27 protein-coding genes and 1 tRNA gene are annotated in these 24,231 nt (G+C 68.6%); 19 read left to right on the plus strand and 9 right to left on the minus strand.

What is annotated here, in order from left to right; translation table 11 throughout:
* Positions 1 to 166: 166 nt before the first annotated feature.
* The 3 genes from PRL19_RS05570 to PRL19_RS05580 form a co-directional block, all read right to left on the minus strand.
* On the minus strand, positions 167 to 751 hold the full coding sequence (locus PRL19_RS05570) for a DUF1190 domain-containing protein (protein WP_045981552.1): 585 nt from the start codon (positions 749 to 751) through the stop codon (positions 167 to 169).
* Between the two features lie 19 nt (positions 752 to 770).
* The gene (locus tag PRL19_RS05575) at positions 771 to 1,997 is read right to left on the minus strand and encodes a glutathionylspermidine synthase family protein (RefSeq protein ID WP_273744166.1); all 1,227 of its coding nucleotides are present in this window, start codon (positions 1,995 to 1,997) and stop codon (positions 771 to 773) included.
* Positions 1,998 to 2,123: 126 nt separating this feature from the next.
* Positions 2,124 to 2,199, minus strand: a tRNA-Lys gene (locus PRL19_RS05580).
* Positions 2,200 to 2,294: 95 nt separating this feature from the next.
* On the opposite strand from PRL19_RS05580, the gene dapF reads away from it, so the two are divergent.
* From dapF to dxs, 6 genes are all read left to right on the plus strand, one after another.
* Positions 2,295 to 3,122, plus strand: a complete 828-nt coding sequence (dapF, locus tag PRL19_RS05585) for a diaminopimelate epimerase (RefSeq protein ID WP_273744167.1) — start codon at positions 2,295 to 2,297, stop codon at positions 3,120 to 3,122.
* On the plus strand, positions 3,119 to 4,372 hold the full coding sequence (gene mtaB / locus PRL19_RS05590; protein ID WP_273744168.1) for a tRNA (N(6)-L-threonylcarbamoyladenosine(37)-C(2))-methylthiotransferase MtaB: 1,254 nt from the start codon (positions 3,119 to 3,121) through the stop codon (positions 4,370 to 4,372). Before dapF ends, mtaB begins: the two co-directional genes overlap by 4 nt.
* Positions 4,373 to 4,495: 123 nt before the next feature.
* Positions 4,496 to 5,407 carry a histone deacetylase family protein gene (locus PRL19_RS05595; protein ID WP_273744169.1) on the plus strand — a complete coding sequence of 304 codons (912 nt, stop codon included), beginning with the start codon at positions 4,496 to 4,498 and terminating at the stop codon, positions 5,405 to 5,407.
* Positions 5,407 to 5,643 (plus strand): exodeoxyribonuclease VII small subunit, encoded by a 237-nt coding sequence (locus PRL19_RS05600; RefSeq protein ID WP_045982791.1) that lies wholly within the window; start codon positions 5,407 to 5,409, stop codon positions 5,641 to 5,643. The genes PRL19_RS05595 and PRL19_RS05600 overlap by 1 nt, the downstream gene beginning before the upstream one ends.
* Positions 5,643 to 6,506 carry a polyprenyl synthetase family protein gene (locus tag PRL19_RS05605; RefSeq protein ID WP_273744170.1) on the plus strand — a complete coding sequence of 288 codons (864 nt, stop codon included), beginning with the start codon at positions 5,643 to 5,645 and terminating at the stop codon, positions 6,504 to 6,506. The genes PRL19_RS05600 and PRL19_RS05605 overlap by 1 nt, the downstream gene beginning before the upstream one ends.
* Before the next feature lie 26 nt (positions 6,507 to 6,532).
* Entirely contained in the window at positions 6,533 to 8,458 is a 1,926-nt protein-coding gene (gene dxs, locus PRL19_RS05610) for a 1-deoxy-D-xylulose-5-phosphate synthase (protein WP_273744171.1), read from the plus strand.
* Between the two features lie 28 nt (positions 8,459 to 8,486).
* Here the strand turns inward: dxs and fliP are convergent, their stop codons facing one another.
* From fliP to fliF, 4 genes are read right to left on the minus strand one after another with little or no spacing between them, the layout of a single operon-like run.
* The gene (gene fliP, locus PRL19_RS05615) at positions 8,487 to 9,194 is read right to left on the minus strand and encodes a flagellar type III secretion system pore protein FliP (RefSeq protein ID WP_405045252.1); all 708 of its coding nucleotides are present in this window, start codon (positions 9,192 to 9,194) and stop codon (positions 8,487 to 8,489) included.
* The gene (locus PRL19_RS05620; RefSeq protein WP_042245210.1) at positions 9,194 to 9,451 is read right to left on the minus strand and encodes a FliM/FliN family flagellar motor switch protein; all 258 of its coding nucleotides are present in this window, start codon (positions 9,449 to 9,451) and stop codon (positions 9,194 to 9,196) included. Before PRL19_RS05620 ends, fliP begins: the two co-directional genes overlap by 1 nt.
* Entirely contained in the window at positions 9,439 to 10,011 is a 573-nt protein-coding gene (locus PRL19_RS05625; protein ID WP_046000672.1) for a hypothetical protein, read from the minus strand. The genes PRL19_RS05620 and PRL19_RS05625 overlap by 13 nt, the downstream gene beginning before the upstream one ends.
* Positions 10,008 to 11,585 carry a flagellar basal-body MS-ring/collar protein FliF gene (gene fliF, locus PRL19_RS05630; RefSeq protein ID WP_273744172.1) on the minus strand — a complete coding sequence of 526 codons (1,578 nt, stop codon included), beginning with the start codon at positions 11,583 to 11,585 and terminating at the stop codon, positions 10,008 to 10,010. Before fliF ends, PRL19_RS05625 begins: the two co-directional genes overlap by 4 nt.
* Before the next feature lie 117 nt (positions 11,586 to 11,702).
* On the opposite strand from fliF, the gene PRL19_RS05635 reads away from it, so the two are divergent.
* From PRL19_RS05635 to PRL19_RS05695, 13 genes are all read left to right on the plus strand, one after another.
* Positions 11,703 to 12,179, plus strand: a complete 477-nt coding sequence (locus tag PRL19_RS05635; RefSeq protein ID WP_046000674.1) for a flagellar basal body-associated FliL family protein — start codon at positions 11,703 to 11,705, stop codon at positions 12,177 to 12,179.
* Positions 12,176 to 12,526, plus strand: coding sequence for a hypothetical protein (locus tag PRL19_RS05640; RefSeq protein ID WP_046000675.1), 351 nt, complete (start codon positions 12,176 to 12,178; stop codon positions 12,524 to 12,526). Before PRL19_RS05635 ends, PRL19_RS05640 begins: the two co-directional genes overlap by 4 nt.
* Complete coding sequence (locus PRL19_RS05645) at positions 12,519 to 13,061, plus strand: MotE family protein (RefSeq protein WP_273744173.1); 543 nt, start codon at positions 12,519 to 12,521, stop codon at positions 13,059 to 13,061. Before PRL19_RS05640 ends, PRL19_RS05645 begins: the two co-directional genes overlap by 8 nt.
* An 11-nt stretch (positions 13,062 to 13,072) precedes the next feature.
* Positions 13,073 to 13,939: a flagellar motor stator protein MotA gene (gene motA, locus PRL19_RS05650; protein ID WP_273744174.1), complete on the plus strand. Its 867-nt coding sequence runs from the start codon at positions 13,073 to 13,075 to the stop codon at positions 13,937 to 13,939.
* Entirely contained in the window at positions 13,939 to 14,214 is a 276-nt protein-coding gene (locus PRL19_RS05655) for a hypothetical protein (RefSeq protein ID WP_052714842.1), read from the plus strand. The genes motA and PRL19_RS05655 overlap by 1 nt, the downstream gene beginning before the upstream one ends.
* Positions 14,211 to 16,310, plus strand: a complete 2,100-nt coding sequence (locus PRL19_RS05660) for a flagellar biosynthesis protein FlhA (protein WP_273744175.1) — start codon at positions 14,211 to 14,213, stop codon at positions 16,308 to 16,310. The genes PRL19_RS05655 and PRL19_RS05660 overlap by 4 nt, the downstream gene beginning before the upstream one ends.
* Positions 16,307 to 17,065, plus strand: a complete 759-nt coding sequence (locus tag PRL19_RS05665; RefSeq protein WP_273744176.1) for a flagellar biosynthetic protein FliR — start codon at positions 16,307 to 16,309, stop codon at positions 17,063 to 17,065. The genes PRL19_RS05660 and PRL19_RS05665 overlap by 4 nt, the downstream gene beginning before the upstream one ends.
* A gap of 10 nt (positions 17,066 to 17,075) precedes the next feature.
* Positions 17,076 to 18,137, plus strand: a complete 1,062-nt coding sequence (gene flhB / locus PRL19_RS05670) for a flagellar type III secretion system protein FlhB (protein WP_148911171.1) — start codon at positions 17,076 to 17,078, stop codon at positions 18,135 to 18,137.
* Positions 18,131 to 18,502: a hypothetical protein gene (locus PRL19_RS05675; RefSeq protein ID WP_045982803.1), complete on the plus strand. Its 372-nt coding sequence runs from the start codon at positions 18,131 to 18,133 to the stop codon at positions 18,500 to 18,502. Before flhB ends, PRL19_RS05675 begins: the two co-directional genes overlap by 7 nt.
* A 68-nt stretch (positions 18,503 to 18,570) precedes the next feature.
* A complete protein-coding gene (gene bioB / locus PRL19_RS05680) occupies positions 18,571 to 19,614 on the plus strand; it encodes a biotin synthase BioB (RefSeq protein WP_046000679.1) in 1,044 nt (347 codons plus the stop codon).
* Positions 19,615 to 19,629: 15 nt separating this feature from the next.
* Positions 19,630 to 20,763, plus strand: a complete 1,134-nt coding sequence (locus PRL19_RS05685) for an 8-amino-7-oxononanoate synthase (protein ID WP_273744177.1) — start codon at positions 19,630 to 19,632, stop codon at positions 20,761 to 20,763.
* Complete coding sequence (gene bioD / locus PRL19_RS05690; RefSeq protein ID WP_273744178.1) at positions 20,760 to 21,410, plus strand: ATP-dependent dethiobiotin synthetase BioD; 651 nt, start codon at positions 20,760 to 20,762, stop codon at positions 21,408 to 21,410. The genes PRL19_RS05685 and bioD overlap by 4 nt, the downstream gene beginning before the upstream one ends.
* On the plus strand, positions 21,407 to 22,636 hold the full coding sequence (locus PRL19_RS05695) for an adenosylmethionine--8-amino-7-oxononanoate transaminase (protein WP_273744179.1): 1,230 nt from the start codon (positions 21,407 to 21,409) through the stop codon (positions 22,634 to 22,636). Before bioD ends, PRL19_RS05695 begins: the two co-directional genes overlap by 4 nt.
* On the opposite strand, the gene PRL19_RS05700 is transcribed toward PRL19_RS05695, so the two are convergent.
* Together PRL19_RS05700 and leuD are read right to left on the minus strand one after the other, a co-directional pair.
* Positions 22,622 to 23,635, minus strand: a complete 1,014-nt coding sequence (locus PRL19_RS05700) for an endonuclease/exonuclease/phosphatase family protein (protein WP_273744180.1) — start codon at positions 23,633 to 23,635, stop codon at positions 22,622 to 22,624. The genes PRL19_RS05695 and PRL19_RS05700 overlap by 15 nt on opposite strands.
* Positions 23,626 to 24,231, minus strand: a complete 606-nt coding sequence (gene leuD / locus PRL19_RS05705; protein ID WP_046000684.1) for a 3-isopropylmalate dehydratase small subunit — start codon at positions 24,229 to 24,231, stop codon at positions 23,626 to 23,628. Before leuD ends, PRL19_RS05700 begins: the two co-directional genes overlap by 10 nt.

A 24,231-nucleotide genomic window follows, 5' to 3' on the forward strand; every position in this document is an offset into this window, starting at 1 on the left:
GACGGCATTGTTGGGCTCGACAATGCAAATGCCCGCGCGGCGATTTGGTTCCGGCATGGATGGGTAGGATCCTGTCGTCCCGCCGATGGCGATCCGGCCGACCGGGGCTGGCCCGTGCCGCACCGGATGCCGGTCGTCCGCCTGTCACGGACGCGCCGGCCCGGCCTCAGCCGCCGATGCTGCGCCCCGCGCTGGACCCGCCGAACCCGCCGCGCGACGCGGCCGTGGCCCGCGTCATCGGCGCCTGGCCCGCGGTCGTGGCGGGCCGCGTGAAGTTCTGCGACGACATCGACGCACGCCCGGCATTGCTGCCGAAATTGGTGGTGCCGGCGGCGTTGGTGAAGCCGCCCTGCGCATTGCGGTACATCGGCTGCGAGGCCGCCATCCCGCCACCCGCGCGACCCAGCATGCTGCCGATCAGATAGCCCGCCAGCAGCGGCATGAAGATGCTGCCCGACCCGCCCTGCGACACCTGCTGATCCTCGGACCCGCAATTGCCGGCACCGTGCTGCTCCTCGCAGACGGCCAGGCTGTCATAGCGGGGCGCGGCCTCGACATGCAGGGCCTCGGCCTCGGCAAAGGCCTGGCTGCACTGATCGGCAGTCACCAGGCCGCCGTTCACCGCCGCCGCCTGGCAGCTGGCAAGGTCAGGAAAGGCCTGCGCCTCGACCTGTTCGTCCCGGCAGCCCGCGACGGTGAAGGCGGCCGCCCCCAGAATGGTCAGGGCGACGGTCCGTGAACGTGTCCTCATGGAAATCCTCCTTGGCGGGTCAGCCCGCGATGAAATGCGGCTTGAAGCGCGACAGGTCTTGGGTGATGCGGGCGCGATCCTCTCGGATGCCGATGCCGGCGCAGGCATCGCCCACGATCCAGGCACCGATGACCGGGCGGAAACCCTCGAATTCGGGCAGGGGGTGATAGGCCTGCACGATCCGCGCATGCCCGTCGTAATCGTGGTTGTCCGACGCCTCGGTGACCGCGCCGTTCTCGACGATGACGACGCCCGCGCCTTCGCGCGAGAAGATCGGCTTGACCACATGGGCGGCGCGGAACTGGTCGGCCACGCGCCCGAAGGCCTGGGCCACGGACCGATCGGGCTGGCCGTTCTCGACCAGGGCGGGTGCCACGTCGTCGGCGAAGAAGGCGGGCAGCAGGTTCGGGTGACCCTCGAACATCTCCCACAGGACGGGCAGCAGGCCCTTGTTCGACACGACGGCCTTCCACGCGGGCTCGAGGAACATGCAGCCCGACCCCGCGATATGGCGGGCATAGTCGTCGGCCAGCAGGTCCTCCCACGGATACAGCTTGAAGAGCGTGCCGATCACCCGATCCTCGGCGTCCAGGAACTGGCCCTTCTTGCTGACGGCCAGCTTGTCCAGATCGGTGTAATGCGCCCCCATCCCGGCCTCGCGCGCGGCCCAAGCCATCGATTCGACCGTGGCGTAATCCTCGGCGTTGTTCGCGACGGCGGTGAAGTGGATGTCGGTGTTCGGCGCGAACAGCTCGCGGAACCGCTCGACCAGCGCTTCGTGGATGCCGTTGAACTGGTCGGCCCCCGTGGGCAGGTGTCCCGCCGCCAACTGATCCTCCAGCCACTGCCACTGGAAGGCCGCCGATTCATACAGCGAGGTCGGCGTGTCGGCGTTGTATTCCAGCAGCTTGGCCGGACCGGTGCCGTCATAGACCAGATCCATCCGCCCATAGATCGCGGGCTCGGACCGCGCCCAGCTGTCGGCGATCAGCGCGTGATGCGCCTGCGGGATGCCCAGACGCGTCATCAGCGCGGGGTCGGCCACGATGCGGTCGACCGCCTGACGCACCATCGCGTGCAGTTCGGTCGCGGGGCCTTCCAGGTCGTCTTCGATCTGGGCCAGCGTGAACTGATAGGCGGTGGTTTCGTCCCAATATGGCTCGCCATGCATATGGGCGAAGGTGAAGCCGACATCGGCGGCCTTGGCGGCCAGGTCGGGGCGTTCGGGAAGGGTGATCTTGCGCATGCCCAAGATGTAGTCGCTGCGTGCCGCGAGGACCAGTGCCCCGGATGTCGCGCGCGGGTGAAATCCCCGGCATCCGCCACGGCGATCGCCGCGGGCGGCCGGTGATCTGCAGATCGGAGGATACAGTGGTGAGCCCAACAGGATTCGAACCTGTGACCCACTGATTAAAAGTCAGTTGCTCTACCAACTGAGCTATGGGCCCATCACGAGGCGGTTCCTAGGGGGGGTGGCCGGTGGCGTCAAGCAGAAAAATCAACCCATCTGGCGGAATCCGTCCGTGCGGCCTATATCGCGGCCATGACGCATTCTCATTCGACCGGGCTGCCCTTCCTCAAGATGCACGGGCTGGGCAACGACTTTGTGGTACTGGATCTGCGCGGCGGGTTGGCCCGGCCGGACGCGGGCCTTGTCGCGCGCATCGCGGACCGCCATCGCGGCGTGGGTTTCGACCAGCTGGCCGGGGTCGAGGATTGCTGTGACGCGGATGCGCGCCTGGTGTTCTGGAACGCGGACGGGTCGCTGTCGTCCGCCTGCGGCAATGCGACGCGCTGCATCGCGCGCTGGCTGATGGACCAGACCGGGGCGGCGTCGCTGCGCCTGCGGACCGATCACGGCATGCTGCTGGCCGAGGACGCGGGCGGCGGGCTGACCCGTGTCAACATGGGGCCGCCGGTTCTGGAGTGGCGCGCGATCCCCTTGGCGCGGGACGTGGACATCGATCATCTGCCCATCGCGGGTGATCCGGTGGCGACCGGCATGGGCAATCCGCATGTGACCTTCTTCGTGGATGACGCCGATGCCGTCGATCTGGACCGTTTCGGGTCCGAGCATGAGCATCACTCGCTGTATCCGCAGCGCACCAATGTCGAGGTCGTGCAGGTCCTGTCGCGCGACGCGATCCGGCTGCGCATCTGGGAACGCGGGACGGGGCCGACGCTGGCCTCGGGCTCGTGCTCCTGCGCGGCGGTTGTGGCGGCGGCGCGGCGCGGGCTGACCGAGCGGCGCGTGACGGTGCATGTGCCGGGCGGGCAGCTGTTGATCGACTGGCGCGAGGATGGCGTCTGGATGGAGGGGCCGACCGCCATCGTCTTCGAGGGGTGCCTGACGCCTGCGTGGCTGGCATGAGCGCGCCGGTCTTTTCCACCCTGGGCTGTCGCCTGAACGCCTATGAGACCGAGGCCATGCGCGAGATGGCCGAGGCCGCGGGCCTGTCCGGCGCGGTCGTGGTCAACACCTGCGCCGTGACCGCCGAAGCCGTCCGCAAGGCCCGCCAAGAGATCCGCCGCCTGTCGCGCGAGAATCCCGGCGTGCCGGTCATCGTCACCGGCTGTGCCGCCCAGACCGAACCCGAAACCTTTGCCGCCATGCCAGAGGTCACCAAGGTCATCGGCAACCATGAGAAGATGCAGCCCGCCACCTGGGCGTCCCTGCGCGCCCCCGACCTGATCGGCGAGACCGAGAAGGTGGTCGTGGACGACATCATGTCGGTGCGGGAAACCGCGGGCCACCTGATCGACGGGTTCGGGCGGCACCGGGCCTATGTGCAGGTCCAGAACGGCTGCGATCACCGCTGTACCTTCTGCATCATCCCCTATGGCCGCGGCAATTCGCGGTCGGTGCCCGCAGGTGTGGTGGTCGAGCAGATCAAGCGTCTGGTCGGGCGCAGCTTTAACGAAGTCGTGCTGACCGGGGTGGACCTGACCAGCTGGGGCGCGGACCTGCCGGGCACGCCGCGGCTTGGCGATCTGGTCATGCGCATCCTGCGGCTGGTGCCGGACCTGCCGCGCCTGCGGATCAGCTCAATCGATTCGATCGAGGCGGACGAGAACCTGATGCTGGCCATCGCGACCGAACCGCGCCTGATGCCGCATCTGCACCTGTCGCTGCAGGCCGGCGACGACATGATCCTGAAGCGGATGAAGCGCCGCCACCTGCGCGACGATGCCATCGCCTTCTGCGAGGAGGCGCGGCGGCTGCGTCCCGACATGGTCTTCGGCGCCGACATCATCGCCGGCTTTCCGACCGAAACCGAGGCGATGTTCGACAATTCGCTGAAGCTCGTTCAGGATTGCGGCCTGACCTTCCTGCATGTCTTCCCCTATTCGGCGCGCAAGGGCACGCCCGCGGCGCGCATGCCCGCCGTGCCCGGTCCCGCGATCCGCGACCGGGCCGCGCGGCTGCGGGCGGCGGGCGATGCGGCCTTGCGCACGCATCTGGAGGCGCAGGTCGGGGTTGCGCACCGGGTGCTGACCGAAGGGCCGCGCCTTGGCCGGACCGAACAGTTCACCGAAGTCGCCTTTGACAGCGACCAGCCCGAAGGGGCGCTGATGACCCTGACCGTCGCGGGGCATGACGGGCAACGGCTGACGGTCTGACAGGGGGGTGCATGGGGGCGCTGCCCCCGCCCTGCGGGCTCCCTCGGGGTATTTTCACAACGGAGAAATGGCGGGTTGCCGGGATGCGCGGGGGCTTCTAGCCTGCCCCTTCGGAGGAGATGAATGACCGTGATCCTGTATTCCCATGACAGCGCCCGCCGCCACGTGACGCCCGATGGCCACCCCGAGCAGGTGGCACGACATGATGCCGTGATGGCGGCGCTGGAGGGGCTGGCGCTGGACCGGCGCGAGGCGCCCGTGGCGGAGGATGCCGAGGTGCTGCGCTGTCATCCCGTCCGCTATCTGCAGGGCCTGCGCGATGCAATGCCGCAGACGGGGACCCGCCAGATCGACGCGGACACGCATCTGTCGCCCGGCAGCCTGGAGCCTGCGCTGCGTGCCGTGGGTGGGGCCTGTGCGGCGGTGGACGCTGTTCTTGCCGAAGAGGCGCGGCGGGCCTTCGTCGCCCTGCGCCCGCCGGGGCACCATGCCGAGGCCGAGGTCTCGATGGGGTTCTGCCTGTTCGGCACTGTGGCGATCGCGGCGAAACGCGCGCTGGATCATCACGGGCTGGAGCGGGTGGCGGTCCTGGATTTCGACGTGCATCACGGCAACGGCACGCAGGCCCTGCTGTGGGACGAGGCGCGGGTGCTGTTCGTCAGCAGCCAGCAGTTTCCCCTGTGGCCGGGCACCGGGGCCGCGTCCGAGCGTGGCGCGCATGGGCAGGTGGTGAACCTGCCGCTGCCGCCCGGATCGGACGGGGCGCTGGCTTTGTCGGAATGGCGGGGCGCGCTGGACCGGATGCGGGAGTTTTCGCCGCAGCTGGTGCTGATTTCCGCCGGCTTTGATGCCCATCGCGACGATCCGCTGGCGCAGCTGGAATGGGACGACGACGATTATGCCGCCCTGACACGCGCGATCCTGGACGCGGCGGGAAAGGCCCCGGTGGTATCCTGCCTGGAAGGTGGTTATGACCTTCGGGCCTTGGGTCGCAGCGTGCGGGCCCATGTCGATGTGCTGATGGAGGCCGACTGATGAGCGATATCACCACCCTCTCGTTCGAGGAGGCCATGCGCGAGCTGGAGGCCACGGTCGGCAAGCTGGAGACCGGAGAGGCGACGCTGGAGGAATCGATCGCGCTGTACGAACGCGGCGCCGCCCTGCGTGCGCATTGCGAGGCCCGCCTGCGCGAGGCCGAGGAGCGGGTCGAGAAGATCACCCTGGCCGCCAACGGCCAGCCTGCCGGCACCACCCCCGTCGAGGGCCTGTGATGCAGGACCGCCTTGCACGTGTCCGCACCGAGGTTCAGGCCGAGCTGGATCGCGCCATCACGGCGCTGCCGCCCGGCGATCTGCGCGATGCGATGGCCTATGCGGTCAACGGCGGCAAGCGCCTGCGCGCCTTTCTGGTGATGGAATCGGCGCGCCTGCATGGGGTGTCCGACGATGCCGCCCTGCCGGTCGCGGCGGCGGTCGAGGCGCTGCATGCCTATAGCCTGGTCCATGACGACCTGCCGGCGATGGACGACGACGACCTGCGGCGCGGTCAGCCGACCGTCCATGTCAAATGGACCGATGCGACCGCGATTCTGGCGGGCGACGCGCTGCAGACGCTGGCGTTTCAGCTGTTGACCGATCCGCGCATCGGCGCGCCCGAAGCGCAGGTGCGGCTGGTGTCCGCGCTGGCGCAGGCATCGGGGGCGGCGGGCATGGTCTGGGGGCAGGCGTTGGACATCGCCGCCGAAACCGCGGGCACGCCGCTGGACCTGGACGCGATCACCGAATTGCAGGGTGGCAAGACCGGCGCGCTGATCCGCTTTGCCGCGACCGCAGGGCCGCTGATCGCGGGCGACGATCCCGCGGCGCTGGACCGCTATGCGATGGCCCTGGGCCTGGCCTTCCAGATCGCCGACGACATCCTGGACGTGACCGGCGATGAGGCCGTGACCGGCAAGCGCGTCGGCAAGGATGCCGGGGCCGGCAAGGCGACCTTCGTGTCGCTGCTGGGCCTGGACGGCGCACAGGCCGAGGCGCGGCGTCGTGTCGCCATGGGAACCGATGCGCTGTCGCACTATGGTGATGCTGCCGGGAACTTGCACGATCTCGCGCGTTTCGTTATCGAGCGCGACACTTGAACGCCCGCCCCGGAGGAGGGCCAGCCATGACCGATCGACCCAAGACGCCGATTCTGGACCGCGTTAGCCTGCCGTCGGATCTGAAGACCCTGACCGACGCGCAACTGCGCCAGCTTGCCGACGAGCTGCGGGCCGAGACCATCAGCGCCGTCAGCGTGACCGGCGGCCATCTGGGCGCGGGCCTGGGCGTGGTCGAACTGACCGTGGCCCTGCACGCTGTCTTCGATACGCCGCGCGACAAGCTGATCTGGGACGTGGGGCATCAGTGCTATCCGCACAAGATCCTGACCGGGCGGCGCGACCGCATCCGCACGCTGCGCATGGGCGGGGGCCTTGCGGGCTTCACCAAGCGCGCGGAAAGCCCCTATGACCCGTTCGGGGCGGGGCATTCGTCGACCTCGATCAGCGCGGCCTTGGGTTTCGCGATGGCGCGGGAACTGGGCGGCGACCCGGGCGATGCGATCGCCGTCATCGGCGACGGCGCCATGAGCGCCGGCATGGCTTATGAGGCGCTGAACAATGCGGGCCATGAGGGCAAGCGCCTGTTCGTGGTCCTGAACGACAACGAGATGTCCATTGCGCCCCCAGTCGGCGCGATGTCCTCCTATCTGACGCGCCTTTATGCGGGCGGGCCGTTCCAGGAGCTGAAGGCGGTGGCCAAGGGCGCCGTCGGCATGCTGCCGGACGCCCTGCAGGAGGGCGCGCGCCGCGCCAAGGAGATGCTGAAGGGCATGGCCGTGGGCGGCACCCTGTTCGAAGAGCTGGGCTTTTCCTACATCGGGCCGGTCGACGGTCACGACATGGAACAGCTGCTGCCCCTGCTGCGCACCGTGCGGGCACGGGCTGACGGTCCGGTCCTGATCCACGTCGTGACCAAGAAGGGCAAGGGTTATGCCCCGGCCGAGGCGGCCGCGGACAAGGGCCATGCCACTGCCAAGTTCGACGTGATCACCGGCGTGCAGGCCAAGGCGAAATCGAACGCGCCCAGCTATACCGCGGTCTTCGCGCAGGCGCTGATCGATCAGGCGGGCCGCGACGATCGCATCCTGGGGGTGACCGCCGCGATGCCGGACGGGACCGGCCTCAAGCAGTTCGCGCAGCGCTTTCCGCGCCGCTGCTTCGACGTGGGCATCGCCGAACAGCATGCCGTGACCTTTGCCGCCGGTCTGGCCGCGGGAGGCATGAAGCCTTTCGTCGCGATCTATTCGACCTTTCTGCAGCGCGGCTATGACCAGATCGTGCATGACGTCGCGGTCCAGAACCTGCCCGTCCGGTTCGCCGTCGACCGTGCCGGGCTGGTGGGCCAGGACGGTCCGACCCATTCCGGCGCCTATGACACCGCCTTCCTGGCCAATCTGCCTGGATTTGTCGTCATGGCCGCCGCGGACGAGGCCGAACTGGTCCACATGGTCGCCACGGCCGCCGCACATGACAGCGGCCCCATCGCCTTCCGCTTTCCGCGCGGAGAGGGCACCGGGGTCGAGATGCCCGAGGGCGGGCAGGTCCTGCCCATCGGCAAGGGCCGCATGATCGCGGAGGGCAAGGGCGTCGCCATCCTGTCCTTCGGCACGCGCCTGTCCGAGGTGATGACCGCGCGCGAGGCGCTGATGGCGCGGGGCATCACGCCCACGGTCGCCGACGCGCGCTTTGCCAAGCCGCTGGATCGTGACCTGATCCTGGCCCTAGCCCGCGATCACGAGGCGCTGATCACCATCGAGGAGGGCGCCGTCGGCGGTTTCGGCAGCCATGTCGCCCATCTGCTGGCCGAGGAGGGCGCCTTCGACAAGGGGCTGCGCTTCCGGTCGATGGTCCTGCCGGATGCGTTCGTCGACCACGACGCGCCGCGGGCGATGTATGACAGCAGCTGCCTGAACGCCCAGCATATCGAGGACAAGGTCCTCTCCGTGATGGGTGTCCAGTCGCTGGCGGCGCGGCGCACCGACCGCGCTTGATTGGTGTCGGCTGATCCCCTGAGGGGGGTCAGCCGGGCGCATAGCTGCGCACCAGCGCGCCCGCGATCATTCCCCATCCGTCCACGACCACGAAGAACGCCAGCTTGAAGGGCAGCGACACCACCACCGGGGGCAGCATCATCATGCCCATCGACATCAGCACGGCCGCCACGACCAGGTCGATGATCAGGAAGGGCAGGGCGATCAGGAACCCGATCTCGAATGCGCGCTGGATCTCGGACAGCATGAAGGACGGGATCAGCACCGACAGGCGGTCTGCGGGGCCGGTGCCGGGCGCGATCTCGGCCAGGTTGGCCAAGGTGTCGGGGTCGGTGCGGGCCGCCATGAACCCCTCGAACGGCACGATGCCGCGCTGGAAAGCCTCGGCGATGCCGATCTGACCCTGTTGCAGGGGCAGCCCCGCGACGGTCCAGGCCTCGCGCAGGACCGGGTCCATGATGAACCAGGTCAGAAAGATCGCTAGGCTGACGATCAGCATGTTCGGCGGGGATTGCTGCAGGCCGATCGACTGGCGCAAAATCGACAGGACCGTCACGATGAACGGGAACGCGGTCACCATGATCGCGATGCCCGGTGCCAGCGACAGCGCCGTCAGCACCAGGACCAGCATCACCGCATTGTCGCCCAGCCCGGCGCCCAGGGCGCCGCCCAGGTCCTGCGCCCACAGGGGCGAGGGCAGCAGGGCCGCGACCGCGACAAGGGCCGCGGCGCGGATCACGCCGCCCCCGTCGCGCCCAGGACGCGCACGCACAGCCGGTCTTCGGCCGATCCGTCGCCGGTCAGCTCGCCCCGCGCGATGACCTTGTCGCCCACGCAGATCTCGACCCCGTCCTCGATCGCCTGGTCCAGGACCAGGATGTCGTCGGCGCGCAGCGAGGACAGCTGCGAGACGGTCTGGCGCGTGCGGCCAAGGCGGATGGTCACCTCAACCTGGATGGTGTCGGTGTCGATCAGATGCTTCAGTGCGTCCATGTGCTGTCCTCCTGGGTGATTTCCGCGATCAGGGCGCGGATGTCGCCCGCGATGCTGTCGGGGGTAAAGTCGATGTGGCCGCCCTGCAGCGACACGGTGATCAGGTCCTGCGGGACCGGGGCGATCTCGATGCCCTCAAGGCCGGCCTGGGCCAGGCAGCGGCGGACCATGTCGGCCAGCCGGTCGCTGCAGGCGATGCGCAGGCCCACGGGGGTCGCGCGCTGCGCCAGATGGGTCAGCTCTGCCTGCAGGGCCTCCTCCAGCCGGCGCGACGACAGGGGCGGGGCCATCAGGTCCAGGACCTGATGCAGGATCGGCGCCAGCGCATCGACCGCCTCCTGGCGCATCTGGCGGCGGCGGGTCTCGTCCGCGGCCAGACCGGCGGCGACCTGTTCCAGGCTGGCGCTCAGGGCGCGCAGCTGGTCGTCCTGGGCCTGCGCGCTGGCCTGCGCCACGCCGTCGGCAAAGGCCTGGTCCAGGTCGGCCTGCGTGTAGGTCACCTCGACACGCGCCGCGACAGCGTTCGAGAAGGACTCAAGCTTGAAGAGGGCCAGGCTCAATTCACCTTCTCCTTGTTGTCGATCCATCCCGACAGGATCTTGACGCTCTCGTCATGGCGGTCCTTCATCATCGCCTTCAGGCGGGCGACCGGATCGGCAGGGGGCAGGGCCAGCTGGTCCAGCCCCGGAAACTCGATCGGCACGATCCGCGGGTTGTCCGGAGAGGGCTCGTCGTCGATCATGCCCGTCAGCCCGCCCATCATCGGGGGCATCGGCGGCAGGCTGTTGTCCAGCATCGGCGCAGGGGCGGGCGCGCGATTGCGCATCATCGGGCGCAGGACCATCACGATCACGGCCAGCGCAAAGACGCCGATCAGCGCGATGCGCGCCAGATCGTTCAGCGCCAGCCGATCAAGGAAGCCCGGCGTGGCCAGGGTGCCATTCTCGCCCAGCGTGGCGAAGGGCAGCGACTTGACGGTGATCTGGTCACCCCGCGCCTCGTCATAGCCTACGGCAGAGGCGACCAGCTCGCGCAGCGTCTGCAGCTCGGCCTCGGACCGGGGGGTCAGGGTGGTCTCTCCATCGGCGCCGCTCTGCGGGACGCCGTTCACCAGGACGGCGACGGTCAGGCGGCGGGTCGATCCGGGCTGGCGCTGAACCTCACGCGTGGTGCGGCTGACCTCGAAATTGGACTGGGTACGGTTCTCGGCGCGGCTGCTCTGGCTGGTGTCGCCCGGCTGTTCCGTGGCGTCGGGCAGGTTCGAGGCCGCGGTGACTGCGCCCTTTCCGGTCGAGTTGCTCTCGTCCGTCGTCTCCTCGGTCACGGTGGAGATCAGGGCGCGGGCCTCGGGGTCATAACGCTGTTCGGTCAGCAGTTCTGTTTCGGTCAGCAGGTCCAGGTTCAGTTCGACGATGGCGTTTCCAATGCCGACATGGGGCTCCAGGATGCGTTCGACGTTGCGCTTCATCTCGGCCGCGCGGTCGGCTCCTGTCTGGTCCTCGGTCGCGGCGATGATCCCGCGCTGCGAATCGATGACGGTGACGCGGTCGGGTTGCATGCCCGGCACGCCCGACGACACCAGGTATTTCAGCGCCGCGGCCTGTTCGCGCGTGATCGTGCCCCCATTGGTGGTCAGGGTGACCGAGGCGCTGCCGTTCTGGTCGCGGCGGTATCCGCGTCCGGTCTCGATCGCCAGGTGGACGCGGGCGGTCTGGACGTTGGGCAGGGCCAGGATGGTGCGCGCCAGCTCTCCCTCCTTCGCGCGCCAATAGGCGGCGTCGAACATCTGCGACGTGGTGCCAAAGCCCGACATGCCGTCCAGCAGCTCGTAGCCGGTGCTGCCGGCGGCGGGCAGGCCTTCGGCAGCCAGATCCATCCGCAGGCGATCGCGCTGATCGGCCGCGACATAGATCGAGTCGCCCCGCACCTCGTAGGGAACGCCGGCGCGTTCGATGCCGGCGATGACCTCGCCGGCCTGGGCGCTGTCCAGCCCGCCATAGATCAGGGCCATGCTGGGGCGGCTGGCCATCCAGCCGAACCCTGCGATCACCAGGAACGTCCCCAGAAAGGCCGCCCCCAGGATCATCCGCTGTCGAGAGCTTCGCTCGTTCCAGTAGTCCTGCAGTTTTTGCAAAACCGTTCCTTTCGAATCATCGCGTCATGGTCGTCTGACCCTGAAATGACATGGGCCACGTTAAGAATTGGTTAGTCGCAACCTGATATTTCGGTCTGGTCAGGACGGAGAATCACGATGACCGACATTGTTGCGGCGGCACCCGAAAAGCCGCGCGGAAAGAAGGGGTTGCTGATCCCGCTGGTGGCGACGCTGGTCCTGGGCGGGGCGGGATTCGCATCCAGCTATCTGGGCTTCTGGTCGCCCTCCGGCATGCTGTCGGGCCCCGAGGAGCCGGTCCAGTCGACCGAGCACATGAGCGTCGAGTTCATCGACATCCCCACCATCGAGATCGTCATCCCGGGTGGCCGCGCCCGCAGCCTGGTCCTGTCCGCGACGATCGAGACCGACACCACCCACAAGGCCGAGGTGACCCACCTGATGCCGCGCGTGTCGGACGCGTTCACGACCTTCCTCTCGGGCGTCGATCCGGCGGCCTATGACAAGCGCGGCGTCCTCGAGGTGATCCGCGCCGAACTGGTCACTCGCACCCGCTTCGTCCTGGGCGAGGAGCCGGTCAAGGACCTTCTGATCACGGAGTTTCGATTCAAATGACCCTGGAACAACTGATGCAGATCCTGCTGCTGGCTGCCTGTCTGGGGCTTGGCGTCTTCTGCGCCACCCTGGCACGGCGCCTGCGGCGGATGAACAATCTGGAAAGCGGTCTGGGGGGCGCGATCGCCGTCATGGCCGCCGAGGTCGACCGCTTGGAACGCGCCATCCGGTCGGCCCGCGACGAGGCCACCGCCGCCAGCGAGCGCCTGGCCGAGGAGATCGAGACCGCACGCCGCGAACGCGCCATCTGGGATCTGCGGCAGCGCATCGGGGCCGCCGCCTCCGAGGCGCCGCAGCCGATGCCTTCGGGTCGCCGCCTGCGCAAGCGCGAGGTGTCCCATGGCTAGGCATCTGCTGCCCGCGCTGACATTGCTGTTCGCCCTGCCGGCCGGTGCGATGATCTGGCAGGGCCAGAACCTGTCGGGGGTGTTTGCCGCCGTGGCCGCGCCCACCGACCTGCTGGACGGCTGCGGCGATGTCCCCGAGGCCGTGGCCCTGGCCGAGGAGCTGCGCGACCGTGCGCTGCGCATAGAACGCTACATGGAATCCATCGACGCGCGGAAGGCCGAGCTTGTGCAGGCGGAAAGCACGCTGCGCGAACGGCTGGCCGAACTGCGCGCCCAGAAGGGCAGCATCACGGCCCGCCAGGACGGCGCGACCCAGGCCGTGCGCACCGACATCGACCGGCTGATCGCGCTTTATGACCAGATGAAACCTGCCGAGGCCGCCGCCATCCTGACCAACCTGCCCGCCGATTTCGCGGCCGAGATCCTGATGCGCGTCCAGCCCGAGGCCGGCGCCCGCATCATCGCCGCGGTCGAGCCGCGCCAGGCCGCCCTGCTGACCGCCCAGATGGGCGCGCGCAGCGTCCGCAACCCATAAGGAACCCCGCAATGTTCGGTTTCGTCGGAATATTCCTTACGATCGCCATGGTGTTCGGCGGCTACCTGCTGGCCGGCGGCAAGATGGGCGTGATCCTGCATTCGCTGCCCTTCGAGATGATGATGATCATGGGTGCCGCCGTCGGCGCCTACCTGCTGGGCAACGACAGCCATACGCTGAAGGCCACCCTGGGCGGGCTGATCCGCGCCTTCAAGGGCCCGAAATGGAACGCCCAAGATCATCAGGACGTGCTGTGTCTGATGTTCCAGCTGCTCAAGATCGCCAAGGAGAACCCCGTCGCGCTGGAACAGCACATCGAGAATCCGGGCGAATCACCGATCTTCACCGCCTATCCCAAGCTGGCGGCGGATCATCATGTCGTCTCGCTGATCGCCGATACGCTGCGTTCGGCCAGCCTGAACTATGACGATCCCTACCAGGTCGAGGACATGCTGTCCCGCCGCATCGCCGTCCTCAAGGAGGAGGAGATGCACGTCCCCCACGCCCTGCAGAACATGGCCGACGCGCTGCCCGCCCTGGGGATCGTCGCGGCGGTTCTGGGCGTGATCAAGACCATGTCCTCGATCGATCAGCCGCCTTCGATTCTGGGCAAGATGATCGGCGGGGCGCTGGTCGGTACTTTCCTGGGGGTGTTCCTGTCCTATGGCTTCGTGGCGCCGCTGGCCAACCGGCTTGGCGCGGTCGTCAAGCAGGACCTGGGCTTTTACGAGGTCGTCAAGTCGGTCCTGGTCGCGGGCCTGCACCAGCACGCCACCACCCTGTGCGTCGAGGTTGGCCGCCAGACCGTGCCCGAACATGTGCGCCCCAGCTTCGACACGCTGGAAGGCGCCCTGAGAGAGCTGAAGAAGGCGGCGTGATGACCCGGATCGGCCTGCCGCTTTTGATCGCCTGCCTGGCCGCTGGTCCGGTCGCCGCCGCCGGGCTGGACGGCTTTCGCCGCACCGCCGACGAATGGCTGCTGACCGGACAGGGGCTGCCGCGCGATTATCGCGTGACGCTGCTGCAGATGGACAGTGCCGACCGGCTGCAGGCGATCGCCTATCTGCGCCGCATCGGATTGTTAACGGAACGTCCCTGGTCGCTTGACGACCTCCTGCGCCCCGCGGCCACCAGAACGGAGCCCCGCGAATGACCCCCATTGCCGCCCTCTCGGGCAAGTCCACCAAGATCCTGGACGCGCCCCTGCTTGTCACGGGCGGCCTTGTGCTGGTCGTCATCTCGATGGTGATCCCGCTGCCGGCCGGCGTGCTGGATTTCGGCATCGCCATCTCTATCGCCACCGCCGTGATGGTGCTGGTCATGGCCTCGCTGGTCGAGAAGCCCACCGACTTTCAGGCGTTCCCGGTCCTGCTGCTGGTCAGCCTGGTGATCCGGCTGTCGCTGAACGTATCGTCGACCCGGCTGATCCTGACCGAAGGGCAGAACGGCAAGGAGGCGGCGGGTTCGGTCATCAACGGCTTTGCCGAATTCGTGGCAGGGGGGTCGATCCTGGTCGGGATCACGATCTTTGCGGTGATCTCTGTGGTGAACTTCATGGTCATCACCAAGGGCTCGGGCCGCATGGCCGAGGTCGCCGCCCGCTTTGCGCTGGATTCGCTGCCCGGCAAGCAGCTGGCCATCGACGGCGATCTGAACGCCGGCGCCATTGACCACCAGGAGGCGAAGCGCCGCCGCATCCAGGAACAGCGCGAGATCAGCTTCTTCGGCTCGCTGGACGGCGCGTCGAAGTTCGTCAAGGGCGACGCGGTGGCGGGGATCGTCATCACGCTGATCAACCTGTGCATCGGTCTGGTCGTAGGCATCACGATCCACGGAATGCCCCTGGGAGAGGCGGCGGCGACCTATTCCCACCTGACGGTCGGGGACGGGCTGGTCAGCCAGATCCCGGCGCTGATCACCTCGATGGCGGCGGCGCTGCTGCTGTCGCGGGGCGGGGCCACGGAAACCACCGCGGGCCTGATGTCGACCGAGTTCGTGCGCAGCTGGCAGCCGGCGGCGATGGTCGCGGCGGCGATGGTGGTGATCTCCCTTGTGCCGGGCATGCCGAAGCCGCTGTTTCTGGGGATCGCGGCGGGGATGGGCTTCATGGCCTGGCGCATCGCGCAGAAACGCCGCATCGCGGACGAGGCGCTGCCCGACCTGCCCCTGGGCGACAGCGCGATCAAGCCCGCCGCCCGCATTGGGGACGTTCTGGACACCGACGACATCAGCGTCGAGATCGGGTCGGACCTGATCGTGACCGCGCTGGACCAGGCGCGGGGCCTGGGCAGCCGCATCAGCAACCTGCGCATCCACATCGCCCACAGCTTCGGCCTGATCCTGCCGGATGTGCGCATCACCGACACCGACGATCTGCCGCCCGGCGATTATCAGATCCGCATCCACGGCGTCATCCGCGGTCGCGGCACCCTGCGCCCGGCCGAGATCTTGGCGCTTGGCCCGGATGCCGTGCTGGCCGATCTGCGCGGCGTGGCGGTCCGCGAGCCGGTCTATTCCAGCCCGGCCCGCTGGATCCATCCGACCGACCAGGAGGACGCGGCGACCATGGGCGCCACCGTCGTGACCCCGATGGAAGTGCTGTCCACGCATCTGATGGAGGTGGTCAAGGCCAACCTGCCCGCACTGCTGACCCTGGGCGCGATGCAGCGCCAGATCGAGGAACTGAAGACCCTGTCCGACACCGGCCGCGCTGAACGATATCGCAAGTATTTCGACGCGATGATGCCGGACAAGGTGACGCCCGAGACGCTGCTGGCGATCCTGCGCGCCCTGCTGGAGGAGCGGATCTCGATCCGCAACCTGCCGCTGATCGTGGATGCCATCTGCGAGTTCCGCAACGTGGAATCGGCCGAGACGATCTATGAGCTGGTGCGCAAGCGCCTGCGCGGCCAGATCACCCAGCAATATTCGGACGAGGCCGGTCGCGTCGCAGCCCTGCAGCTGCATCCCGCCTGGGAGGCGGAGTTCGTGCGCGCCGATGCCGAAACCGGACGTGCGGGAGGCGGGGCGATGACCCCCGCCATGTCCAAGAAGCTGGTCGAGGCCACCCGCCGCGCGCTGTCCCTGGCTGAACCCGTCGCCCGCACCGTGCTGGTCGCGCCCGACCACCGGCGCCGCATGGTCCGCGCGGTGCTGGGGGCCAACGGCATGGCGGTCCCGGTCCTGGGTCTGGAGGAGATCGATCCCGCCGCCGAACTGCGCCTGCTGGGCACCGTCGAGGCCGCATGATGTGGGACCAGCTGCAGGCCATCGTCCCGGGCTTGGACTGGGCGCTGGTGCTGGTCTATGTCCGCGTGCAGGCCTGCGTGGTGGCCCTGCCGGGCTTGGGCGAACGCGTGATCTCGGCCCGCGTCAAGGTGGCGATCGCGCTGGCGCTGGCGCCGCTGCTGTCGGGCATCGCGCCCGGCCCGCAGATGCCCGCGCAGCCCCTGGGCATGATCGCGCAGGTCGGGGTCGAGATGGTTCTGGGCTTTGCCACGGGCATCATGCTGCGGCTGCTGACCATCGCCATAGACATCGCCACCACGGCCATTGCCGCGACCGCGTCACTGTCCCAGATCATGGGCATCCAGAACGAGATGTCGCCCCATCCCATCGGCAACATGCTGCACCTGGCCGGCATGGCGGTCCTGATGGCCATGGGCCTGCCGGTCATGATCGTCGAACTGATCGCCGACAGCCTGCGTCTCTGGCCGCCCGCGGACCTGCCCCAGGTCGAGGGACTGGTGATGGCCGTCGTCCGCATGGTCACCGACAGCTTCTGGCTGGCGATGATGCTGGCCGCGCCCTTCACCTTGGGCGGGTTCCTGTACCAGGCGCTGTCGGGCGTCATCAACCGGGTGATGCCCGCCCTGCCGGTCGTGTTCATCGGCGCGCCCGCCTCCATCCTGCTGGCGCTGATGGGGTTGGTGATCCTGGCGCCGCTGCTGGTCGGCATCTGGGCCAACGCGGTCATGGGCTTCATGCTGCCGGCACTGCCATGAGGGACCGCGGATGAGCGAGGATACCGACGACAAGCAGTTCGAGGCCACCGACCAGAAGCTGCAGCGTGCGCGCGAAAAGGGCGACATTCCGCGATCGACGGAATTGAACGTCACGATGATGTATCTGGGGGCATTCTTGGCCTTTTCGGTCATGGCCGGCTTTGCGGTGCGCCAATGGATGGCCATGGCCACGCGGGCGCTTGGTGCCGAGGGCTGGTCGGACAGCGGGCCGGCACCGATCGCGCGCGGCCTGGCCGCCTATGCCGCGACCGCCACGATCGGCTTGGCCGCGCTGGTGATGGGGGCGATCCTTCTGGGCCTGATCGCCACGCGGGCGCTGATCTTTTCGCCCCAGAAGCTGGCCTTCGACATCAAGCGCATCAACCCGGTCAAGAACGCCGCGCAGAAGTTCGGCAAGGACGGCCTGGTGACCTTCGCCTTTTCATTGGGCAAGGCCGGACTGGTCTGTGCGGGGGGGTGGTTCCTGTTCGCATCGCTGCTGGACCGGATCGCCGCCGCGGCGATGGCGGACGGGCAATGGGTTGCGGCGCTGGGCTCGATCCTGGGGCAGGTGCTGATGCTGGGGCTGGTCGTCTCGATCGTCTTCACCGTGCCGGACATGCTGTGGAAGTGGTTCGACCACCGACGCAAGAACCGCATGAGCCGCCAGGAGATGCAGGACGAGTTCAAGGATTCCGAAGGCGACCCGCACATGAAGGGCGCCCGCCGCCAGCGCGCGGTCGACATCGCGATGAAACAGATGCTGGCCGACGTGCCCACCGCCGACGTCATCATCGTCAACCCGACCCATTATGCCGTCGCCCTGAAATGGTCGCGGGGGTCCGGCCGTGCCCCGGTCTGCGTGGCAAAGGGCACCGACGAGGTCGCCGCCCGCATTCGCGCGAAGGCGACCGAGGCGGGCGTGCCCATCTGGTCCGACCCGCCCTGCGCCCGCGCCATCCACGCCCAGGTCAAGGTGGGCGAGGAGATCGACCGCGCCCATTTCGCCGCCGTCGCCGCCGCGATCCGCTTTGCCGAGAAGATGCGACAGAAGGCCCGTTCCGGATGGTAGACAAGATCAAGCAGCTGCAGCAGCTGGAACGCATCGCGCGGCTGAAGGCCGAGCGTCAGCTCAAGACCTTTGCGGCGTTCAATGCGCACATGACCGTCGCACGCCAGCGCATCGATTCGCTGCAGGCCACGCTGGCGCAAAGCTATGACAGCACCGCCCCCCTGACCCTGCCCGAGGCGCGCATCGCCAACGCCCAGGCCGGGCGTGCCGCACGAGAGCTGCGCCATGCCGACCAGGAGCTGCAGCGGATGCTGCCCCGGTTCCAGATCGCCCGCCAGCAGGCGGCGCGCGAATTCGGCCGGGCCGAGGCGCTGCTGGGCTTGGGACAGGACGAGGCGGAACGCCGCCGCAAGGAGAAATACTGAGCCGTCGGCGGCATTGGACAGGCTGCGACCGGGATGCTAGGCACGGTGCCAAGCCACGGGGAAGAGCCATGTTGCACAGCGATCCGAACACCGACAGCCACCGCAAGATCTGGACCGCCGAGGGCGCGCGCGCCGTCTTTGACCTGCCGCTGATGGATCTACTGTTTCAGGCGCAGACCGTGCACCGCCAGCATTTCGACCCGAACCGCGTGCAGCTGAGCCGCCTTCTGTCGATCAAGACCGGCGGCTGCCCCGAGGATTGCAGCTATTGCAGCCAGTCGGCCCGCCATGCGTCGGGCCTGTCGGCATCCAAGCTGATGGAGGTCGAGCGCGTGCTGGCCGAGGCGCGCCGCGCACGCGACGCCGGTGCCACGCGCTATTGCATGGGCGCCGCCTGGCGCAGCCCCAAGGCACGCGACATGCCGCAGATCATCGCCATGGTCGAGGGCGTCAAGGCCCTGGGAATGGAGACCTGCATGACCTTGGGCATGCTGGATGCGGACCAGTCGCGCCAGTTGGCCGATGCCGGGCTGGACTACTACAACCACAACATCGACACGTCCGAGGCGCATTACGGCAACGTCATCACGACCCGCAGCTTTGCCGACCGGCTGGATACGCTGGACACCGTCCGGCAGGCCGGGATCAAGGTCTGCTCGGGCGGCATCCTGGGTCTGGGCGAGGGGCCGCAGGACCGCGTCGACATGCTGGTGACGCTTGCCAACCTGCCGGTCGCGCCGGAAAGCGTGCCGATCAACATGCTGATCCCGGTCGAGGGCACCCCGCTGGCCGACGCCGCCCCGGTGGACCCCATCGATTTCGTGCGCATGATCGCCACCGCGCGCATCATGATGCCGCGCAGCCATGTCCGCCTGTCCGCCGGCCGCACCGCCATGTCGGACGAGATGCAGGCGATGTGCTTCTTTGCCGGGGCCAATTCGATCTTCGTGGGCGACACGCTGCTGACCAAAGACAACCCCGAGGAGGAAAGCGACATGCGCCTGTTCGCCAAGCTGGGCCTTCAGCCCATGCAGGCGCACGAACATCATCCCGACGCAGCGCGCCGGGCCGAATTGCTGGCCGCCGATCCCGCCATTCCGATCCTGCGCTAGGGCCGGGGCCGCGGCTTGGACCGGCTGGCGACCTATCGACGCGACCTGCAGGGTCTGGCGGGCGATGCGCGGCTGCGCAGCCTGGCTGAGCGCCGGGGGATCGACTTTTCGTCGAACGACTATCTGGGCCTTGCGCAAAGCGACCGGATGCGGACCGCGGTCGTGCGGGCGCTGGACGCGGGCGTTCCGGTGGGCGCGGCGGGGTCGCGCCTGCTGCGGGGCAACACCGACCGGCAGGCCGGGTTCGAGGATGCCGCCGCACGGTTCTTCGGCGCCGAGGCGGCCTTGGGCTTTGGTGGGGGCTATGTCGCGAACTTTGCGGTCATCACCACCCTGCCTCAGCGGGGCGACCTGCTGCTGATGGATGCGCTGGCCCATGCCAGCACGCATGAGGGGGCGCGGGCCGGGCGCGCCGAGGTCGCCAGCTTTCGCCACGGCGATGTCGGCCACGCCGAGGATGTGATCACCGCATGGCGCCGCGCGGGCAACACGGGGGCGGTCTGGATCGCGGTCGAGAGCCTTTACAGCATGGACGGGGACCGGGCGCCGCTGGACGACCTGATGCGGCTGGCGGACGCGCACGGCTTTCTGCTGATCGACGAGGCGCATGCGACGGGTGTCTTCGGTCCCCGGGGGCGGGGACTGGCCCATCACCTGGAAGGGCGCGACAACGTCGTGACGCTGCATACGCTTGGCAAGGCCCTGGGCGGGTCCGGTGCGCTGATCTGCGGGGCGCGGGTGCTGATCGATTTCCTGGTGAACCGCTGCCGGCCCTTCATCTTTGCCACCGCGCCGTCGCCGCTGATGGCGGCCGCGGGGCTGGAGGCGCTGGCGATGCTGCAGGACGAACCGTGGCGCCAGGCGACCTTGGCGGGCCATGTCGTGGCGTTCCACGACCAGATGGCGCGCCGCCTGCCGCAGGTTCCGCTGAGCGGCAGCCAGATCGTGCCGCTGATCGTCGGACCCAATGCCGAAACCATGGCGCTGGCCGCACAGGTGCAGGCGCGCGGGTTCGACGTGCGCGGCATCCGCCCTCCGACGGTGCCCGAGGGCACGTCGCGGCTGAGGGTGTCGCTGACGCTGAACGCCACGCGCGCGGATGTGCTGCGGCTGGCCGAGACGCTGGAGGATCTGTGGCCGGATTTGTGATCACAAGCACCGGCACCGATGTCGGCAAGACGGTCTTCGCGGCCGGGCTGTGCGGGCTGATCGGGGCAGAGTACTGGAAGCCGGTGCAGTCGGGGCTGGCCGGGAACGTCGAAAACGACGCCATTTCCGCCGCCCGCGGGGATGCCGCCCAACCCGGCACCGACCGCGCCGAGGTCGAGCGGCTGTCCGGCGCCCGGACCCACCCCGAGGCCGTGCTGCTGCCCCAGCCCCTGTCGCCGCACCGGGCGGCGGAACTGGCGGGCGTCACGCTGGACCCGGCGGGCTGGACGCCGCCCGATGCCGCGCGGCTGGTGATCGAGGGGGCGGGCGGCGCGCTGGTGCCCGTCACGCGGCAGGTGCTGTTCGCGGACCTGTTCGCGCGCTGGCAGGTGCCGGTGATCGTCGTCTGTGCCACGGGGCTGGGCACGATTAGCCACAGCCTGACCGCGCTGGAAAGCCTGCGCGCGCGGGGCGTGCCGGTGCATGGCGTAGCCTTCGTCGGGCCTGCGAATGACGACAACATGGCGACCATCGGCGATCTGGGTCGGGTCAGGGTGCTGGGACGCCTGCCCCTGCTGGACCGGCTGGACAGGGACAGCCTGAGCGCCGCGATGCGATCCGCGTTTAGTGCAGGGGATTTCGCATGAGCGCCGTCTGGCATCCGTTTTTTCAGCATGGCACCGAACCGGCCCCGCCCCGGGCGGTCGGCACCCAGGACGCGCATATCCTGACCGATCGCGGCCCGCTGCTGGACGGGATCAGCAGCTGGTGGGTGGTCACCCATGGCCACAATCAGCCCCAGATCGTGGAGGCCATCCGCGAGACCGCCGGGCGGCTGGACCAGGTGATCTTTGCCGGGCTGACCCATGACCCGGCGGAGGAGCTGGCCGAGGCGCTGGTGACAATGACGCCCGCGGGGCTGGACCACGTGTTCTACAGCGACAGCGGATCGACCGCGGTCGAGGTCGCGTTGAAGATGGCCCTGGGCTATTGGCGCCACGAGGGCGACGGCCGCCACCGCATCGCGGTGATCGAGGACAGCTATCACGGCGACACCATCGGCACGATGAGCGTCGGAGAGCGGGGGGTCTTCAACGCGGCCTATGACCCGCTGATGTTCGGGGTGGACCGGTTGCCCTTTCCCGAGGGCGACGGTGCCGCGACGCTGGCGGCGTTCGAGGCGCTGGCGGCCAGCGGGCGGATGGCGGCGATCATTCTGGAGCCGCTGGTGCTGGGCGCGGGGGGGATGCGGATGTACGACCCCGCGGTTCTGGCCGGGCTGCGGGCGATCTGCGACCGCCACGACGTGCTGATGATCGCCGACGAGGTGATGACCGGATGGGGCCGCACCGGGCGGTTGTGGGCCTGCGATCATGCGGGCGTCGCGCCCGATATTCTGTGCACGTCCAAGGGGTTGACCGGGGGCGTGGTGCCGCTGGCGGCGACGCTGGCCAGCGGGCGGATCTTCGACGCGCATCGCTCGACCGACCGGCGACGGACCTTCTATCACTCCAGCAGCTATACCGCGAACCCGATCGCCTGCGCGGCGGCGCTGGCGCAGGTGCGGCTGTGGCAGGCCAGCCCGATGCAGGCGCGGCTGGACGCGCTGTCCGCCATGCAGGCCGAACGGCTGGCGCGGCTGGACGGGCGGTTCACCAACATCCGCCAATGCGGCACCATCGCCGCCGCCGACCTGGTCGTGCCCGAGGGCGGCTATCTGTCCGAAGTCGGGCCGCGGATGCGGGCGCATTGCATGGATCGCGGCGTGCTGCTGCGTCCCTTGGGGAACACGGTCTATGTGCTGCCGCCTTATTGCGTGACGGGGGGCGACCTGGATGCGGCCTGGGAGGCCGTCACCTCATTTGAGGTCTAGGTCGACCCAGACCAGCCTGCGATGCGAGGCCAGCGCCACGGCCTCTGCCAGCGGATCGTCGGGCGCGGGCCAGACGACACCCGACGCCAGCACCGACAGCCCCTTCGCAGGCAGGACGTAGTCCAGTCGCAGGTTGCCAGGCGCGCGGTCGTATTCCGCCGTATCCAGCGCCGGGTCGCCCCGCTGGCCGGCATTCGGGCCGGTCTGCGGAGGTTGCCATGCGCCGCGCGGCCGGGGGTCCTGGGTAACGGCGGCCAGCGCCGCCAGCGTGGCCGGATCGCCGTCGCCGTCCTGCGGATCGACGTTCAGGTTGCCCAGGATCGCAAAAGGCGCGTCGGGAAGGTGGGTCAGCCAGAAGGTGACCTCGTCATGGTTGCGGGCGGGATTGCGATCCTCGAAGGCGGGCGGCGTTGCGGCCAGTGCCAGCAGGTGCAGCGGCCCCGCAGGCGTGTCCAGCGCCACGTCCCAGTGCGCCGTGCTGGACAGGCGCTGGATGTCGGCATGGGGGCTTCCGGGCATCCGGTGGCCCGGCAGGTCGCGCCACAGCGTCGCGCTGTGATCGGTGACGCCCGCGATGGACAGCCGCGACAGCACCGCCAGCCCTGCCTGTCCGGTGAAGGCGCCATAGCCCTGCGCATCGCGGGGCTGGCCCGCGCGTCCGTCGCCATCCAGGTCCACGCCCGTGGCCATGCCGCGGTTGGATTGCGTCGCATGATGATGCGGCATCGCATGACCCTGTTCGGCCAGAAGGCCCGCGAATGCGGTCAGCGCGCGGTTGTCCAGGTCCCAGTCCAGCCCTGTCAGCAGGATCGCATCGGGCGCGGCATGGGCGATCACCTGCGCCGCGGCCACAACCTGCGGATCGCGGGCCATGATGTCGCGCAACAAAAGACCCGGCCCGTCGCGCGACAGGCCGGGGTCCCAGGTGGCGATGCGCAGCGGATCGGCCGCCGCCGGGCCCGCCAGCAGCAAGGCCAGGGCAAGGGCCCTTAGACCCAAGGGCGGGCCTGGGCCATCTGCGTCTCGAACGTGTCGATGGCGGGGGCCTTTTCCATCGTCAGGCCGATGTCGTCTAGGCCGTTCATCAGGCAATGCTTGCGGAACGGGTCGATGTCGAAGCCGTATTCGGTGCCGTCCGCGCCGGTCACGGTCTGCGCGTCCAGATCGACGGTGATGCGGGCATTCGCGCCCTTTTCGGCATCGCGCATCAGCGCGTCGACCGCATCTTGGGGCAGGACCACCGGCAGGATGCCGTTCTTGAAGCAGTTGTTGAAGAAGATGTCGGCAAAGCTGGTCGAGACGACGCAGCGGATGCCGAAATCCAGCAGCGCCCAGGGGGCATGTTCGCGCGAGGAGCCGCAGCCGAAATTGTCGCCCGCGATCAGGATCTGGGCGTCGCGATAGGCGGGCCGGTTCAGGACGAAATCTGGGATCTCGTTCCCGTCGCGGTCATAGCGCATCTCATCGAACAGGTTCACGCCCAGGCCGGACCGCTTGATGGTCTTCAGGAACTGCTTGGGGATGATCATGTCGGTGTCGATGTTGACCAGCGGCATGGGGGCCGCGATGCCGGTCAGGGTGGTGAACTTGTCCAT

The organism is Paracoccus marcusii (genome assembly GCF_028621715.1).
In the GTDB taxonomy this organism is placed as follows: domain Bacteria; phylum Pseudomonadota; class Alphaproteobacteria; order Rhodobacterales; family Rhodobacteraceae; genus Paracoccus; species Paracoccus marcusii.

Coding starts and splice junctions, on each gene's coding strand:
- PRL19_RS05570 (WP_045981552.1), bottom strand. CDS start 751: ATGAGGACACGTTCACGGACCGTCGCCCTGACCATTCTGGGGGCGGCC.
- PRL19_RS05575 (WP_273744166.1), bottom strand. CDS start 1,997: ATGCGCAAGATCACCCTTCCCGAACGCCCCGACCTGGCCGCCAAGGCC.
- dapF (WP_273744167.1), top strand. CDS start 2,295: ATGACGCATTCTCATTCGACCGGGCTGCCCTTCCTCAAGATGCACGGG.
- mtaB (WP_273744168.1), top strand. CDS start 3,119: ATGAGCGCGCCGGTCTTTTCCACCCTGGGCTGTCGCCTGAACGCCTAT.
- PRL19_RS05595 (WP_273744169.1), top strand. CDS start 4,496: ATGACCGTGATCCTGTATTCCCATGACAGCGCCCGCCGCCACGTGACG.
- PRL19_RS05600 (WP_045982791.1), top strand. CDS start 5,407: ATGAGCGATATCACCACCCTCTCGTTCGAGGAGGCCATGCGCGAGCTG.
- PRL19_RS05605 (WP_273744170.1), top strand. CDS start 5,643: ATGCAGGACCGCCTTGCACGTGTCCGCACCGAGGTTCAGGCCGAGCTG.
- dxs (WP_273744171.1), top strand. CDS start 6,533: ATGACCGATCGACCCAAGACGCCGATTCTGGACCGCGTTAGCCTGCCG.
- PRL19_RS05620 (WP_042245210.1), bottom strand. CDS start 9,451: ATGGACGCACTGAAGCATCTGATCGACACCGACACCATCCAGGTTGAG.
- PRL19_RS05635 (WP_046000674.1), top strand. CDS start 11,703: ATGACCGACATTGTTGCGGCGGCACCCGAAAAGCCGCGCGGAAAGAAG.
- PRL19_RS05640 (WP_046000675.1), top strand. CDS start 12,176: ATGACCCTGGAACAACTGATGCAGATCCTGCTGCTGGCTGCCTGTCTG.
- PRL19_RS05645 (WP_273744173.1), top strand. CDS start 12,519: ATGGCTAGGCATCTGCTGCCCGCGCTGACATTGCTGTTCGCCCTGCCG.
- motA (WP_273744174.1), top strand. CDS start 13,073: ATGTTCGGTTTCGTCGGAATATTCCTTACGATCGCCATGGTGTTCGGC.
- PRL19_RS05655 (WP_052714842.1), top strand. CDS start 13,939: ATGACCCGGATCGGCCTGCCGCTTTTGATCGCCTGCCTGGCCGCTGGT.
- PRL19_RS05660 (WP_273744175.1), top strand. CDS start 14,211: ATGACCCCCATTGCCGCCCTCTCGGGCAAGTCCACCAAGATCCTGGAC.
- PRL19_RS05665 (WP_273744176.1), top strand. CDS start 16,307: ATGATGTGGGACCAGCTGCAGGCCATCGTCCCGGGCTTGGACTGGGCG.
- flhB (WP_148911171.1), top strand. CDS start 17,076: ATGAGCGAGGATACCGACGACAAGCAGTTCGAGGCCACCGACCAGAAG.
- PRL19_RS05675 (WP_045982803.1), top strand. CDS start 18,131: ATGGTAGACAAGATCAAGCAGCTGCAGCAGCTGGAACGCATCGCGCGG.
- bioB (WP_046000679.1), top strand. CDS start 18,571: ATGTTGCACAGCGATCCGAACACCGACAGCCACCGCAAGATCTGGACC.
- PRL19_RS05695 (WP_273744179.1), top strand. CDS start 21,407: ATGAGCGCCGTCTGGCATCCGTTTTTTCAGCATGGCACCGAACCGGCC.
- leuD (WP_046000684.1), bottom strand. CDS start 24,231: ATGGACAAGTTCACCACCCTGACCGGCATCGCGGCCCCCATGCCGCTG.